Annotated in this window: 12 protein-coding genes; 4 read left to right on the top strand and 8 right to left on the bottom strand. The window is 63.9% G+C overall.

The window, feature by feature from the left end; all coding sequences use genetic code 11:
- Window positions 1–7: 7 nt before the first annotated feature.
- Window positions 8–1918 (bottom strand): 3-dehydroshikimate dehydratase QuiC, encoded by a 1911-nt coding sequence (gene quiC / locus IFT80_RS13065; RefSeq protein WP_192137686.1) that lies wholly within the window; start codon window positions 1916–1918, stop codon window positions 8–10.
- A 544-nt stretch (window positions 1919–2462) separates the two neighbouring features.
- Here quiC and IFT80_RS13060 point away from each other — a divergent pair.
- The gene (locus IFT80_RS13060) at window positions 2463–3803 is read left to right on the top strand and encodes an MFS transporter (protein ID WP_192137685.1); all 1341 of its coding nucleotides are present in this window, start codon (window positions 2463–2465) and stop codon (window positions 3801–3803) included.
- A 70-nt stretch (window positions 3804–3873) separates the two neighbouring features.
- Here the strand turns inward: IFT80_RS13060 and IFT80_RS13055 are convergent, their stop codons facing one another.
- The 3 genes from IFT80_RS13055 to IFT80_RS13045 all read right to left on the bottom strand — a co-directional run bounded on the left by IFT80_RS13055 (window position 3874) and on the right by IFT80_RS13045 (window position 6711).
- Entirely contained in the window at window positions 3874–4689 is an 816-nt protein-coding gene (locus IFT80_RS13055; protein WP_192137684.1) for a sugar phosphate isomerase/epimerase family protein, read from the bottom strand.
- Between the two features lie 69 nt (window positions 4690–4758).
- Window positions 4759–5811, bottom strand: a complete 1053-nt coding sequence (locus tag IFT80_RS13050) for a Gfo/Idh/MocA family oxidoreductase (RefSeq protein WP_192137683.1) — start codon at window positions 5809–5811, stop codon at window positions 4759–4761.
- 123 nt (window positions 5812–5934) lie between these two features.
- Window positions 5935–6711: an IclR family transcriptional regulator gene (locus IFT80_RS13045; RefSeq protein WP_192058504.1), complete on the bottom strand. Its 777-nt coding sequence runs from the start codon at window positions 6709–6711 to the stop codon at window positions 5935–5937.
- A gap of 143 nt (window positions 6712–6854) precedes the next feature.
- Here IFT80_RS13045 and IFT80_RS13040 point away from each other — a divergent pair, with 143 nt between their 5' ends.
- Together IFT80_RS13040 and IFT80_RS13035 are read left to right on the top strand one after the other, a co-directional pair.
- Window positions 6855–8576, top strand: coding sequence for an FAD-dependent oxidoreductase (locus IFT80_RS13040; protein ID WP_192137682.1), 1722 nt, complete (start codon window positions 6855–6857; stop codon window positions 8574–8576).
- A 24-nt stretch (window positions 8577–8600) separates the two neighbouring features.
- Complete coding sequence (locus IFT80_RS13035) at window positions 8601–9425, top strand: aldo/keto reductase (protein ID WP_192137681.1); 825 nt, start codon at window positions 8601–8603, stop codon at window positions 9423–9425.
- A gap of 113 nt (window positions 9426–9538) precedes the next feature.
- Here the strand turns inward: IFT80_RS13035 and pcaG are convergent, their stop codons facing one another.
- Complete coding sequence (gene pcaG / locus IFT80_RS13030; RefSeq protein WP_185795182.1) at window positions 9539–10144, bottom strand: protocatechuate 3,4-dioxygenase subunit alpha; 606 nt, start codon at window positions 10142–10144, stop codon at window positions 9539–9541.
- Between the two features lie 11 nt (window positions 10145–10155).
- Window positions 10156–10875 carry a protocatechuate 3,4-dioxygenase subunit beta gene (pcaH, locus tag IFT80_RS13025; RefSeq protein WP_185795181.1) on the bottom strand — a complete coding sequence of 240 codons (720 nt, stop codon included), beginning with the start codon at window positions 10873–10875 and terminating at the stop codon, window positions 10156–10158.
- 142 nt (window positions 10876–11017) lie between these two features.
- Between pcaH and ypfJ the strand changes: the two genes are divergently transcribed.
- A complete protein-coding gene (ypfJ, locus tag IFT80_RS13020) occupies window positions 11018–11905 on the top strand; it encodes a KPN_02809 family neutral zinc metallopeptidase (protein WP_122475412.1) in 888 nt (295 codons plus the stop codon).
- A gap of 42 nt (window positions 11906–11947) precedes the next feature.
- On the opposite strand, the gene IFT80_RS13015 is transcribed toward ypfJ, so the two are convergent.
- Both IFT80_RS13015 and tesB read right to left on the bottom strand, forming a co-directional pair.
- A complete protein-coding gene (locus IFT80_RS13015) occupies window positions 11948–12535 on the bottom strand; it encodes an HAD family hydrolase (protein WP_192137680.1) in 588 nt (195 codons plus the stop codon).
- Window positions 12532–13401, bottom strand: a complete 870-nt coding sequence (tesB, locus tag IFT80_RS13010; RefSeq protein ID WP_122475415.1) for an acyl-CoA thioesterase II — start codon at window positions 13399–13401, stop codon at window positions 12532–12534. Before tesB ends, IFT80_RS13015 begins: the two co-directional genes overlap by 4 nt.
- Between the last annotated feature and the right edge of the window lie 30 nt (window positions 13402–13431).

Genomic DNA, 13431 nt, shown 5'->3' with positions numbered 1-13431 from the left:
CAGGCCTTCACAGCTTGGCGTGACGGATGCCACCGGCGCGCGCCTTGGCCATGGCCGACAGCCGCACGGCGACGTTGGCCGCGCCATAGCCGGCATAGCCACCACGACGCTGCAGCACCTCGAAGAAGAAACGCTCCTCGAACGGCTCCGTGTACACGTGGAACAGCTCGCCACCGTTGGCGTCACGGTCGTACAGCACGTTGTAGTACGCCAGCTCGCTGAGGAATTCGTCGTCGAAATCGAACCGCGCGCCCAGATCGTCGTAATAGTTGAGCGGGATGTCCAGCAGTGCCACCCCCGCCTCCTTGGCCTTGCTCACGGCCGCGAATATGTCGTCGCAATCGAAGGCGATGTGATGCACACCCGAGCCGCGATAAGTCGACAGCGCATGGGAGATCGCCGTGTTGCGATTCTCCGAGATGTTCAGCGGCAGGCGGATCGAGCTGCACTGGCTGCGCACCGCACGGCTTTTTACCAGGCCGTAGGGGTCGGGCAGCACCACTTCGTCGTCGGCCTTGAAGTCCAGCACGGTCTTGTAGAACAGCACCCAGCTGTCGAGGGTGTCCGGCGGTATGGCCATGGCCATGTGGTCGATGGACTTGAGCATGCCGGGTGTCGCCGCGGGCGCACTGAGGCTGAAATCGGACTCGTAGATGGTCGGCCCGTCGCTGGCGTCGTCCACCAGGTAGATCAGGCTGCCATCCAGGGCCCGCACGGCGGCCAGCTGGCGCTCGTTGGGGCCGACCAGACCGCGGAAAGGCTGGGCCTTGTAGGCCACGGCGCGCTCCAGCGCCTTGGCGCTGTCCTTGACCCGCAACGCCGTGGCGCACAGTGAAGGGCCGTGGGATTCGAAGAAGTTGTGGGCGAAGGAGTACGGTTCGGCGTTGAGGATCAGGTTGATATCGCCTTGGCGCAGCAGGCTGACGTTCTTGGAACGGTGCTGACCGGCCTTGGCGAAGCCCAGTTGCTGCAGCCAGTGGCTGAGCTTGGCGCCCAGGCTTTCGTCCACGGCGAACTCGAGAAACTCGATGCCCTGGTATTCATCCGCAGCCGGGGGCGCGAAGAGAATATCCAGGTTGGGCACCGGCGTAGCCTCCTGCTCCAGCAGCTTGCGGGTCTTTTCCTCGAGGTACAGCAGCGAGCGCAAACCGTCGGCCGCGTTGGCCCGAGGCGGTGCGGCACGGAAACCGTCGTTGAAGATTTCCAGGGACAACGGCCCGCTGTAGCCGGTCTTGATGATCGGCGCGAGAAAGCCCGGCAGGTCGAACTCGCCCTGCCCGGGGAAGCAGCGGAAATGTCGGCTCCACTCCAGCACGTCCATGGCCAGAATGGGCGCATCGGCCATCTGCACGAAGAAGATCTTGTCACCGGGAATGTCGGCGATCGCTCGCGGATCGCCCTTGAGCGACAGGGTGTGAAAGCTGTCGAGCAACACGCCCAGTGCCTTGTGGTCGGCCTGGCGAACGATGTCCCAGACCTGCTGGTAGGTGTTGACGTGGCGGCCCCAGGCCAGGGCTTCGTAGCCGATGCGCAGGCCACGCTTGTCGGCGCGTTCGGCCAATTGGCGCAGGTCGTCGACGAGAATCTGCTGTTCGCCCAGGGAGTCGGCAGCGGTATTGCTGCATACCAGCACCAGGTCGGTACCCAGTTCCTGCATCAAGTCGAACTTGTGCTCGGCGCGGTCGAAGTTGCGCGCCATGCGCGAACGGTTGCCGCCTTCGAAGTCACGGAACGGCTGGAACAGGGTGATGGCGATGCCCAGGTCGGCGCACATCTGCCGAACTTCCCGGGGGCTGCCGTCGTAGTACAGCAGGTCGTTTTCGAAGATTTCCACACCATCGAAACCGGCGGCGGCAATGGCTTCGAGTTTTTCCGGCAGGGTACCGCTCAGGGACACAGTGGCGATCGAACGCTGCATGGCACGCTCCAATGGCTGTTCGAGGGCTTACGGGGAGGCCTCGAAACGAGCCTTTTTCTGCAGTTCTGCCGTGCCCTTGCAAGCAGGCAAAACCGTGATGAAAGAAGTGGTTGTATCAGCTTGCTACTCTACCCGAGCACGTACCAACCAGTTAGTTTTGCGTGCGATTATCGACCAATTACCGCATGGGTCGATTGATTCGCCGGGGCCGGGTGCCCACCATCGTTCCCGACAGTGAAGCTGGTCGACGCATATTTTGCCAATCGACCGAGCGCGGACCGTCAGCACCGCCGGTCAACATCCCATAAGAATTTCAAGAACCCAGGTAATCGCTCATGCACACCCCTATCTGCTCCTGCGCCGTGTCCGTACCCGTCCCCGGTTGCGTCGAAGACTACCAATACGCACCTGCCTGACCCCACCGAGCGCAGCCCTGACGGCGACGTCTCTGATACCGTGCACGCCGCTGTATCGGACTGCGCCGCGCTCAGTCGAAGTTCGGCGGTGGCTCCTGCCCACCGCGCCTGTACGGAAGGCCCCAACCATGACACAACCCCACAGCTCCGCCCTGCCCCGCGCCCAACAGGCGCCCGATGCCAAAGTCGGTTTCCGGGACATGGTCAAAGCCGGCGCCGCGGTCGGCAAGACTCGCTGGGGCATGCTCGCCCTGGTGTTCTTCGCGACCACCCTGAACTACATCGACCGCGCCGCGCTGGGCGTGATGCAGCCGATCCTGGCCAAGGAAATGAACTGGACGGCGATGGACTACGCCAACATCAATTTCTGGTTTCAGGTGGGCTACGCCATCGGCTTCCTGCTGCAGGGCCGGTTGATCGACAGGATCGGCGTCAAGCGCGTGTTCTTCTGCGCGGTGCTGCTCTGGAGCCTGGCCACCGGCGCCCATGGCCTGGCCACTTCGGCGGTGGGCTTCATGGTCTGCCGGTTCATTCTCGGGCTCACCGAGGCGGCCAACTACCCGGCCTGCGTGAAGACCACCCGGCTGTGGTTCCCGGCCAGGGAGCGCGCGGTGGCCACGGGCATCTTCAATGCCGGCACCAACGTGGGCGCCCTGCTGACGCCGATGATGCTGCCGCTGATCCTCAGCGTCTGGGGCTGGCAGGCGGCGTTTCTCACCATCGCCCTGCTGGGCCTGGCCTGGGCGGTGTTCTGGGGCCTGAAGTACTTCGATCCGGACCAGCACCCCCGGGTCAAGGCCAGCGAACTGGAATACATTCAGGATCAGGAAGCCCCTGAACAAGCGGGCGTGCCGTTCTGGAAGATCATGACCATGCGCGGCACCTGGGCCTTCGCCGGGGCGTTCATGATGACGGCCCCGGTGTTCTGGTTCTACCTGTACTGGCTGCCGCCGTTCCTCAATCAACAATACCAGTTGGGCATCAACGTCACCCAGATGGGCATTCCGTTGATCATCATCTACCTGAGTGCCGATGTCGGCAGCGTAGGCGGTGGCGTGCTGTCGTCGTTCCTGATCGGCCGCGGCATGCAGCCGGTGAAGGCGCGGCTGTTGTCGATGCTGGTGTTTGCCGTAGCGATCATCAGCGTGGTGTTCGCCGCTGGTGCGGCCAACCTGTGGGTGGCGGTGGCGGCGATTTCGCTGGCCATTGCCGCGCACCAGGCGTGGACGGCCAACATCTGGAGCGTGGTGATGGACTACACGCCCAAGCACATGATGAGCACGGTGTTCGGCTTCGGCGGCATGTGCGCGGCGGTGGGCGGGATGTTCATGACCCAGGTGGTGGGCTACATCCTGACGGTGACCAACAACAACTACACGGTGTTGTTCACGATCATTCCGGCAATGTATTTCATTGCCCTGGTGTGGTTGTACCTGATGGCACCGCGCAAGGTGCCGCAGGGGGGTTGAGCCAGGCGCGGATTTGCGGTGGAGCTCTTCGCGGGCAGAGCCCGCTCCCACAGGGGCCGGTGACCCCACCCTAGATCCCAGCCAATAACGCCTGGGTTTTCTCGAGGGCCATCCGCGCTCTTTCATAAGCGCTCACACCCTGTTCCAGCAGGCGCGCCGTGGGTATCTCCAGGCTCAATGGCACATCGTCAGGCAGTGCCCGCAGCAGGCCGACCAGGTCGCAATCACCGTCTCCGGGAAAACGTCGTTCCTGGCGCGCCTGGCGCAGTATCTCCGCCATGTCATCGGGACGCGGGCCCGCCACGTCGCACAGCTGGGCATAACGCAAGCGGTGCGCTGGCAGGCTGCGCAGGTCTTCGAGTCGCGAGTTGGAGCGGTCGAAATGAAAGGCATCGACCAGGATGCAGGCATTGTCGCGACCGGCCTGGTCGAGCATGACCATCGCGCTGGCCAGGTCCGGGCAGTCGGTCCACGGCATGAATTCCAGGTGCGGATGGATGCCATAGGGCCGCGCCAGGTCGCACAGCTCGGCCAGATTGTCGCTGGCTCTTTGCAGGTCTGGATCATTACCCGCCACCAGCAACTCGCTCGCGCCGAACTCGGCGCCCAAGGCCAGGTGAGCTTCGAACTCCGCCACGCGGGTAAACGGCTTGAGCCGCAAGATTTCGATGTCCAGCACCTTGATGCCGGTGTCACGCAACCGTGCGGCAGTCTGGCGTTGCAATGCCTTGTCGCGCAGCAAAGGATAATGGTGCTCTTCGGCGGTAGCCGGCTCGGTACGCAGGCCGACGTGGCTGTAGCCGGCGCGGGCAGCGACTTCGACCATCTCGGGGGGCGACAGCTCGAGCACGGTCAATGCGGCCAGGGACAGGATGCGGTGAGTCATGGGCGGCTCCTTGGGGCGTGAAAGGGACGACGGTGGCCAGGGCACGAGGATGTCAGCCAAGTAACCGGCCTAGCCCAAGGCGCGTGGCGCACAGGCGCATCCGCTACGCATCGCTTCGCCGATGGCGTCGACCAACGCCAGGGTGCGCGCGGCATCCGCTGCGCTCACCAGTGGCTCGGCGCGCCCACGCGCGACCTCGACGAAATGCTCCAGCTGCACGCGCAGCGCCTCTGCGGAATCAAAGGTTTCCTGCACCTGCAGCAACGGCTCATGCCAACCCGCACCCGGTTCAGCGTAATGCCAGCGCCTGAGTTGCGGCACGCTCAGCGCACCCGCAGTGCCCGCCAGCAGGTAGCACGGCTGATCGGCCTGGCGGGGATAGACCGGGTTCTCGCCCGAGCCGAGCTCCCAGCTCCAGGGCGCAGCCACACCGTCGGAACCGGTCAAGGTGCCCAGCGCGCCGTTTTCGAACTGCAGCAACACGGCCAGACTGTCTTCGTTGCCGAAGCCGCGAATGCCATTGCTGCCGAAGGCCTGCACCTGGCGGACTTCGCCGCACAGGTAGCGCAGCAGATCGAGGTCATGAATCAGGTTGGTCAGCAGCATTCCTGCCCCTGGTTCGCGACGCCAGGCGATGTCGAAGTAACTGTCGGGCTTCTGCAGCTGCCACAGCGCCGTCACCGTGGTCAGGCGGCCGAGCACGCCGCTTTGCACGACGTGCCGGGCTCGGCTGATCATCGGGTTGTGCCGCCGGTGATGACCGACCAGGACCGGTACGCCGCTGGCGGCGCTGGCAGCCACCAGCGCGGCCACTTCGTCCAGATCGACCCCGACCGGTTTTTCCAACAGCACGGGCACACCGGCTGCCAAACAATCCAGTGCCGTGCGCACATGCTGAGCATTGGGGTTGGCCACGATGACGGCTGCGGGCGCTACCTGTGCCAGCATCTGCCGATGATCGGTGAAATGCGGGACCGCGCATTCAGCGGCAAAGGCCTCAGCGTGGGGGCCGGGGTCGGCAATGGCGCAGAGTTGGGTTGCGTGCATCTCTCGCAGGTGCTGGTAATGCTGCCGGCCCATAGTGCCGGCACCGATCAGAGCAATTCGCAGGGGGACGGTCACGATGAAGTCCTTTGTTTATTATTCTCTCCACTTATTTAGAACCGAGTTCCGAAATATTTCAAGTCACGGATAACGGATTGGCGAGGAATCGGTGGACCGAGACCACCCCGCAGGTTCCAGTGCTCAGCTGAACAGCTCCGACGCCAGGCTGACCTGAGACAGCTCCTGTGCCGCAGCCAACAGCCCATTCGCCAATTCGTGCATGCGTGTCTCGGACAGTCGCGCGCTGGGCCCGGCCACACTCAGTACGCCCACCACATGGCCGTCCCGCGGATGCCGTATCACCGCCGCCAGCGCCGAGGTGCCCAATGCCGAACTCTCGACGACCCAGGCATAGCCGGCCTCGCGGGCCAGGCGCAGACGCTCCAGCAGATCGGCATTGGACCGCGGCGCATTGGGCCCGAAGTCTTCACCAGCGGTAATCCCCTGCTGCTCCACCAACGCCAGTGCCTTGGCATCACTGAGCGAAGCCAGCCAGGCATGCCCTGAAGCGGTGTAGAACAAAGGCGCATCACGCCCCATTTCCGGGTCGTAGCGCAGGCCGGAACGAGCGCCCTGGGATTTGGCGATCCACGTCTGACGGTCGCCCTCGACCACGCCCAGCCGGACCAGCTCACCGGTTGCTTGGGCCAGGCGATCGAGAATCGGCTGGACGATATCGGCGCCGCTGCCGGCCAGGTATTGAAAACCCAGCGCCACCAACTTGGTCGACAAGTGATAGCGCAGGGTTTCCGCGCTCTGCCGTACATAGCCCAGTCGGGCCAACTCGGTGAGCATGCGGTGAGCCGCGCTTTTGGGCATTCCCAGCTGTTCGGCAAGGGCTTGCAAGGCTTGGCCGCGTGGTTCGTTGGCAAGGCTTTCAAGCACGCTGAACGCCCGTTCGATCTGACTGCCGGCCATGGTGAGGCTCTCGTGAAGTTGGAACGCGATGAAAAATTCCGCTGATTCTACACTTGGCGATTCGGGCGGCAACCCATAGAATGTGGAACTAGGTTCCATAAAATTACAATTCATCGGACGGGTATACCTCGGAGATTCATCCAATGCAGGGGCCTGACAGCGAAACGAAGAGCGTGGATTGCGACGTGCTGGTCATTGGCTCCGGCGCTGCTGGTCTGGCCACCGCAGTGACCGCCGCCTACCACGGGCTGCGTGTGATCGTGGTCGAAAAGGACAGCACCTTTGGCGGCGCAACCGCCTGGTCCGGCGGCTGGATGTGGGTGCCACGCAATCCGCTGGCGCGCCGCGCCGGCATTGACGAAGATCCGGCGTTGCCGCGCACCTACCTGCAACATGAGTTGGGTGAGCACTTCGATCCGGCACGCATCGATGCCTTTCTCGAGGCGGCCCCGCACATGGTGGCGTTTTTCGAGAAACACACCAGCCTGCAGTTCGCCGATGGCAATGCCATCGCCGATATCCACGGCGATAGACCGGGGGCCGGCACCGGTGGCCGTTCGGTGATCGCGGCCCCCTACGACGCACGCCAACTGGACAAGCCGTTGCTCAAGCGACTGCGCAGAACGATGCGCGAAACCTCCTTCCTGGGCATGCCGATCATGGCCGGCGCCGACCTGACCGCCTTTCTGACCCTGACCCGCTCGTGGCGCTCGCTGCTGCACGTGAGCCGGCGCGTGGCTCGACATATGCTGGACCTGGCCCGACACGGCCGCGCCATGCAGCTGTGCAACGGGGTGGCACTGGTCGCACGCCTGGCCAAGTCGGCCGATGACCTGGGCGTGCTGCTGTGGGAGTCCGCGCCTGTCCGGCGCCTGTCGAAGGAAGGCTCACGCGTCTGCGGCGCCGTGATCGAGACTGCCGAGGGCGAAGTGGTGATCAAGGCGCGCAAGGCCGTGATGCTGGCCACCGGCGGCTTCGCTCATGATATCGACCGACGCCGGGCACTGTTCCCGCGAACGCCCAGCGGCCACGAACACCTGGCTCTGCCTCCGCTGGGGGTAAACGGCGATGGCCTGCGCCTGGGCGAGACCGCCGGTGGCGAGGTGGCCACCGGATTGGCCTCGGCCGCAGCCTGGTGCCCGGTGTCCCGAGTGCCCTACCGCGACGGCAGCATCGGCCACTTCCCGCACATCATCGAGCGCGCGAAGCCGGGCATCATTGCCGTGCTGGCCAACGGCAAGCGTTTCGTCAACGAAGCCGACGGCTACTATGACTACGTGAAAGCCATGGTAGCCCATGCCCCCGGCGAGGAAGTTGCCTCATGGCTGATCTGCAGTCACACCTTCCAGCGCCGCTACGGGCTGGGCATCTCACGGCCGTTTCCGCTACCGCTCAAGCCGCACATCGACAGCGGCTATCTCAAGGTGGGCGACACGCTGGAGGCGCTGGCCGCTCTATGCGGCATCGACCCGAGCGGGCTGCGATCTACCGTAGACCACTTCAACGAGCACGCGCACCTAGGCCGAGACCCGCAGTTCGGCCGCGGCGGCAGCGCCTACAACCGCAAGCAGGGCGATGCGCTGCACCGGCCCAACCCGTGCGTGGCACCGATCGAACAGGGGCCGTTCTATGCGGTCAAGGTTGAAGCGGGCAGCTTCGGCACCTTCGCCGGGCTCAAGACCAACGCACAGGCGCAGGTGCTCGACAAGCAAGGCCTGCCGATTGCCGGGCTGTACGCCGCGGGCAGCGACATGGCCAGCATCATGGGCGGCCACTACCCGGCCGGGGGCATCAACCTGGGCCCTGCCGCCACCTTCGGCTATATCGCCGCCCGGCACATGGCCGGGGCCACCCATCACGAATGACCGCCAGCGGAACAGGAGACCGACATGCAACTCATCACCAACGCGCAGCACCTGAAGATGCCGAAACTGGGGCTTGGCACGTGGCCAATGCTCGGCGACGAATGCACCACAGCTGTGATTCAAGCCCTGGACCTGGGTTACCGACATATCGACACGGCTGCTGGCTACAACAACGAGGCCGCGGTGGGCCGTGCCTTGACCGAGTCCGGCGTGCCACGCGGGGACATTCATGTCACCAGCAAGGTCTGGTGGGACAAGCTGGCGCCCGACGCCATGCGCGAATCGTTCCAGAACACCCTGAGCGCGCTGCAAAGCGACTACATCGACCTGTTCCTGATCCACTGGCCCGGCCAGGAGGGCTGGGATGTGAAAGCGGCCATCGACACCCTGGTGTCGTTCAAGCAGGACGGCCGTGCGCTGAACATCGGCGTGGCGAACTTTCCACTGCCGCTGCTGCGCCATGTCATGGAGGATTTGAACGCCCCGTTGGCGGCGATCCAGGTTGAATACCATGTGACCCTGGGCCAGAACGCCCTGCTCGACTACGCCCGCAAACATGACATGGCGCTGACCGCCTACAGCCCGTTGGTGCGCAACCAGGTGTCGCAGATTCCCGAGCTGCAGCAGATCGCCAGCAAGCACGGTGTGCTGCCGACCCAGGTGGCACTCAAGTGGCTGCTGGATCAGGAGAACGTGGCGGCAATTCCGAAGGCGGCGAGCAAAGCCAACCAGCAGAGCAACCTGGATGCGCTGAAGGTGCAGTTGGACGATGAAGATCGTCGGATCATTGCGGCGCTGCCCAAGGATCAGCGGTTGGTCAGCCCGGATTTTGCGCCGAAGTGGGATTGAGGCAGGGCTGGATAGTGTTGTGCGCCCTTCGCGGCCACTGACCGCTCCTACAGGGGAACACAAACCGTGTAGGAGCGGCCAGTGGCTGCGAATGAAGGCACCGCAGTATCCGATCAGAAATCGAAAAACACCGTCTCCCCTTCCCCTTGGATACGCATATCGAAACGGTAGGCCAGCTTGCCGTCCACCTCGCAGCGCGTTGCAATCAGGGTTTCCCGGCGCGCGGGTTGTTCGATCAAATTCAACACCGGATCCTTGCCATTGGCCTCGGCCTCATCGCTGAAATACAGCCGCGTGTGCAGGTGAATGTTCACCCCGCGGGCGAACAGACTGATGTTGATGTGCGGCGCCATGGGTACGCCCGCGGCGTTGTTCACCACGCCCGGCTTGATCGTCTGCACGGTCCATTCGCCGGCATCGAACGTAGTGGCGGTACGGCCAAAGCTGTTGAAGGGTTGTTCCTGGTCGAAATCAATGTGGTAGTGGCCCTGATCATCGGCCTGCCACAGTTCCAGGAACGAGTCGCGCACCAGATGGCCATTGCCGTCGTAGACATTGCCCAGCAGCAGGATGTGCTCACCCGGCGCTTCGGGCTTGGCCATCTGGTTCCAGATTTCATGCTCGCGCGGCTCGATGCCGGCGGCCGCCAGGGCCAGGCCGATGTGAACGTAGGGGCCAGCCGTTTGTGACGGGGTTTCTTTAAGCAGTTCGATAGGCATGTCGATTCCCCTCAACGGTTTTCGAAGTGAGTCTTGCGCTGACCGCGCAGCACGATGTCGAAACGGTAGGCCAGGCAATCCATGGGATTGGCGTTGGCCATGTCCAGCCTGGCGATCAGGCTCTGCACCGCCTCGGGGTCGTTGATCGACTTGACGATGGGGCACATCGGGATCAACGGGTCGCCTTCGAAATACAGCTGGGTGATCAACTTGGTGGCGATCGACGGGCCGCTCACCGAGAAATGCACGTGGGCCGGGCGCCAGTCGTTCGGCCCGTTGCGCCATGGGTACGGGCCCGGCTTGATGGTACGGAAACTGTAGTAGCCCTCGCTGTCGGTCAACGTGCGGCCGACACCGCCGAAGTTGGGGTCCAGGGGCGCCAGGTAGCGGTCGTTCTTGTGCCGGTAGCGGCCACCGGCGTTGGCCTGCCACATTTCCACCAGGGTGTTGGCCACAGGCTGACCGAACTGGTCGCAGACGCGCCCGGCCAGAATGATCCGCTCACCGATCGGCAAGCCACCATGGTTGTAGTTGAGCAGCAGGTCGTTGTCGAACTCGCCGAACTTGAGGTGGGCGAAATTGGGACCGGTGCTTTCACTGGCCGACTGAGGAATGCTCACCAAGGCCTGGCGCGGCGAGCGCATGGTCGAGGTCTTGTAGTCCGGCGTCAGCGCCTTGGGGTGCCAGTTGCGATCACGGATGATGAAGCGACTGCTGTCTTGGGAAGACATGCCGTTCTCCTGTTATTCGATTTATAGAGGACCTGTTTTCAGGCTTCGTACTAGTCTCAAGGAAATGGCCGACAACGAATATTGAAAAACACGGTCACAGGCATACCCGAATGGTTATGCATGAATCGAGTGAGGATTTGCCATGTTATGGAAGAAAGGCCGACGCAGCGATAACGTCGTGGATGCCCGCGGTGATGGTGGCGGCAGTGGCGGCGGCGGGATGCGCATGGGCGGCAAGGGCCTGAGCCTGACCGCCGTGGTGCTGATCGTCGGCTTCGGCCTGCTGACCGGGCAGGACCCCATGCAGATCCTCGGTGAACTGACCGGCCAGGGTCAGCAGGCCGCGCCGGTCGACACCAGCCAGCGCAAGGCGCCACCGGCCAACGACGAGCAGGCCGAATTCGTCAGCACGGTACTGGGCGATACCGAGGACACCTGGAAGCAGATCTTCCAGCAAGGCGGCCAGACCTACAAGGAACCCAAGCTGGTGCTGTTCAGCGGCCAGGTGCAGTCGGCCTGTGGCCACGCGACGGCAGCCAGCGGACCGTTCTATTGCCCGGCCGACCAGCAGGTGTATCTGGACATGGCGTTCTTCCGCGAAATGTCCCAGCGTTTCGGCGCCGCCGGTGATTTCGCCCAGGCCTACGTGATCGCTCACGAGGTGGGTCACCACGTGCAGACCTTGCTGGGTGTGTCGGATCAGGTGCAGAAAGCGCGTCAGGGTGGCCAGCGCATGGAAGGTGCCAATGGCTTGCTGGTGCGTCAGGAACTGCAGGCCGATTGCTTCGCCGGGGTCTGGGCGTTCAATGGGCAGAAGCGCTTGAATTGGCTGGAGCCGGGTGACATCGAAGAAGCCTTGAACGCCGCCAATGCCATTGGCGACGACCGTCTGCAGCAGCAGGGCCAGGGGCGGGTAGTGCCCGATTCGTTCACCCACGGCACTTCGGCACAGCGCGTACGCTGGTTCAAGGCCGGCTTCGCCCAAGGCCAGATCGCCCAGTGCGACACGTTTGCGGCCAAGAGCCTCTGAATGGTTTGCCCACCACCACCTGCCCAGCAGGTGGTGGCGGGTTCAGATCAGTTCGCGCAGGTGTGTGCAGTCCAGCGCATGCCAGTCCGCCAGTTCCGGCCAGAGATTTTCTGGCTGATTCACCAGCACCGTGGCGGTGCCCGCCGCCCGACCTGCCAGCAGGTCCATTCGATGATCCCCCACCATGACCATCTCCGGCTGGCGTACGCCCCAGGCGTCGGCCAGGTGCAATAGCCCGGCCGGGTCGGGCTTGTGCACAGCTTCGTCGCGGCCCAGCACATCGTCGGCCTGAAAGCAGTCGGCGATGCCGATCGCCTGCAGGCTGATGTGAGCCAGTTCGCGCGCGTTGCGCGTGAGGATGCCCAGGCGATGGCCACGGTCGGCCAGTTCGCGGACCAGTTCCACCGCGCCCGGTGCTGCCGTCGACGCTACGGCCAATGCGCGCTCGTGTTCCAGCAACCAGGCATGCTTGGCATGTGATTCTTCGGCCGGCAAGGTGGCCAGGTGGTCAAGGATGTCGGCCTCCTGCGGAATCTCCAGATGACGGCGGATGGCGGCGAAGTCGTGCACGGCCACCGTCAGCGTGCCGTCCAGGTCGAACACCCAATGGCGAACCCGCGCCAGGCTCATGACCAGTCCTGCCGATGGCGGATCAGACCTTCCTGGGCCGACGAAGCCACCAACTGGCCGGCGCGGTTGTACACGCTGCCGCGGGCGAAGCCACGTGCGTTGCCCGCCCAGGGGCTGTCCAGTGCATATAACAGCCAGTCGTCGGCGACCAGGTTGCCGTGGAACCACAGCGAGTGATCGAGGCTGGCGATCTGCATGTCACGGTGCCACACCGACTTGCCGTGAGGCAGCAGCGAGGTGGTCAACAGGTTGAAGTCCGAGGCATAGGCCATGACGTACTTGTGCAAGGCCGGGGTCTGGGCGAGTGCGCCGTCGGCGCGAAACCAGATGTATTTGATCGGGTCGGTCGGCGTGGGGTTGTACGGGTCGCGCTCGGCCACCGGGCGCATCTCGATGGGTTTGCCGCACAACAGCTTGTCGCGCATGTGCGCAGGGATAAGATGGGCCACCTGCTGCATCAGCTCGAGCTCGGTGGGCAGGTTTTCCGGGCCGACCACCTCGGGCATCACACTCTGGTGGGCAAAGCCTTCTTCGTCGTACTGGAACGAGGTGGTACCGGTAAAGATCGGTTGGCCCTTCTGCACGGCGGTCACCCGGCGCGTGCTGAAACTGCCGCCGTCACGCACTCGGTCGACCATGTACACCACCGGCAGCTGGGCATCGCCGGGGCGCAGGAAGTAGCCATGCAGCGAATGCACGTGGCGATCGGGCTCCACCGTCTGGCTGGCGGCCGACAACGACTGGCCCAGCACCTGGCCACCGAACAGCTGGCGAAAGCCCAGATCCTGGCTGCGGCCGCGGAACAGGTTTTCTTCTATGGGTTCCAGGCTCAGCAGCTCAACCAGATCGTCCAACACATGGCTCATTCAAAACTCCTCGGCATAGGCAACACCCAC

Source organism: Pseudomonas sp. CFBP 8771 (assembly GCF_014841695.1).
GTDB classification, from domain to species: Bacteria; Pseudomonadota; Gammaproteobacteria; order Pseudomonadales; family Pseudomonadaceae; genus Aquipseudomonas; species Aquipseudomonas baltica.
This window is presented reverse-complemented; position numbering and strand designations above follow the sequence as displayed.

Excerpts from the sequence above, each read along its gene's own strand:
- quiC (WP_192137686.1), bottom strand. The coding sequence starts at position 1,918 with ATGCAGCGTTCGATCGCCACTGTGTCCCTGAGCGGTACCCTGCCGGAA.
- IFT80_RS13060 (WP_192137685.1), top strand. The coding sequence starts at position 2,463 with ATGACACAACCCCACAGCTCCGCCCTGCCCCGCGCCCAACAGGCGCCC.
- IFT80_RS13055 (WP_192137684.1), bottom strand. The coding sequence starts at position 4,689 with ATGACTCACCGCATCCTGTCCCTGGCCGCATTGACCGTGCTCGAGCTG.
- IFT80_RS13045 (WP_192058504.1), bottom strand. The coding sequence starts at position 6,711 with ATGGCCGGCAGTCAGATCGAACGGGCGTTCAGCGTGCTTGAAAGCCTT.
- IFT80_RS13040 (WP_192137682.1), top strand. The coding sequence starts at position 6,855 with ATGCAGGGGCCTGACAGCGAAACGAAGAGCGTGGATTGCGACGTGCTG.
- IFT80_RS13035 (WP_192137681.1), top strand. The coding sequence starts at position 8,601 with ATGCAACTCATCACCAACGCGCAGCACCTGAAGATGCCGAAACTGGGG.
- pcaG (WP_185795182.1), bottom strand. The coding sequence starts at position 10,144 with ATGCCTATCGAACTGCTTAAAGAAACCCCGTCACAAACGGCTGGCCCC.
- pcaH (WP_185795181.1), bottom strand. The coding sequence starts at position 10,875 with ATGTCTTCCCAAGACAGCAGTCGCTTCATCATCCGTGATCGCAACTGG.
- ypfJ (WP_122475412.1), top strand. The coding sequence starts at position 11,018 with ATGTTATGGAAGAAAGGCCGACGCAGCGATAACGTCGTGGATGCCCGC.
- IFT80_RS13015 (WP_192137680.1), bottom strand. The coding sequence starts at position 12,535 with ATGAGCCTGGCGCGGGTTCGCCATTGGGTGTTCGACCTGGACGGCACG.
- tesB (WP_122475415.1), bottom strand. The coding sequence starts at position 13,401 with ATGAGCCATGTGTTGGACGATCTGGTTGAGCTGCTGAGCCTGGAACCC.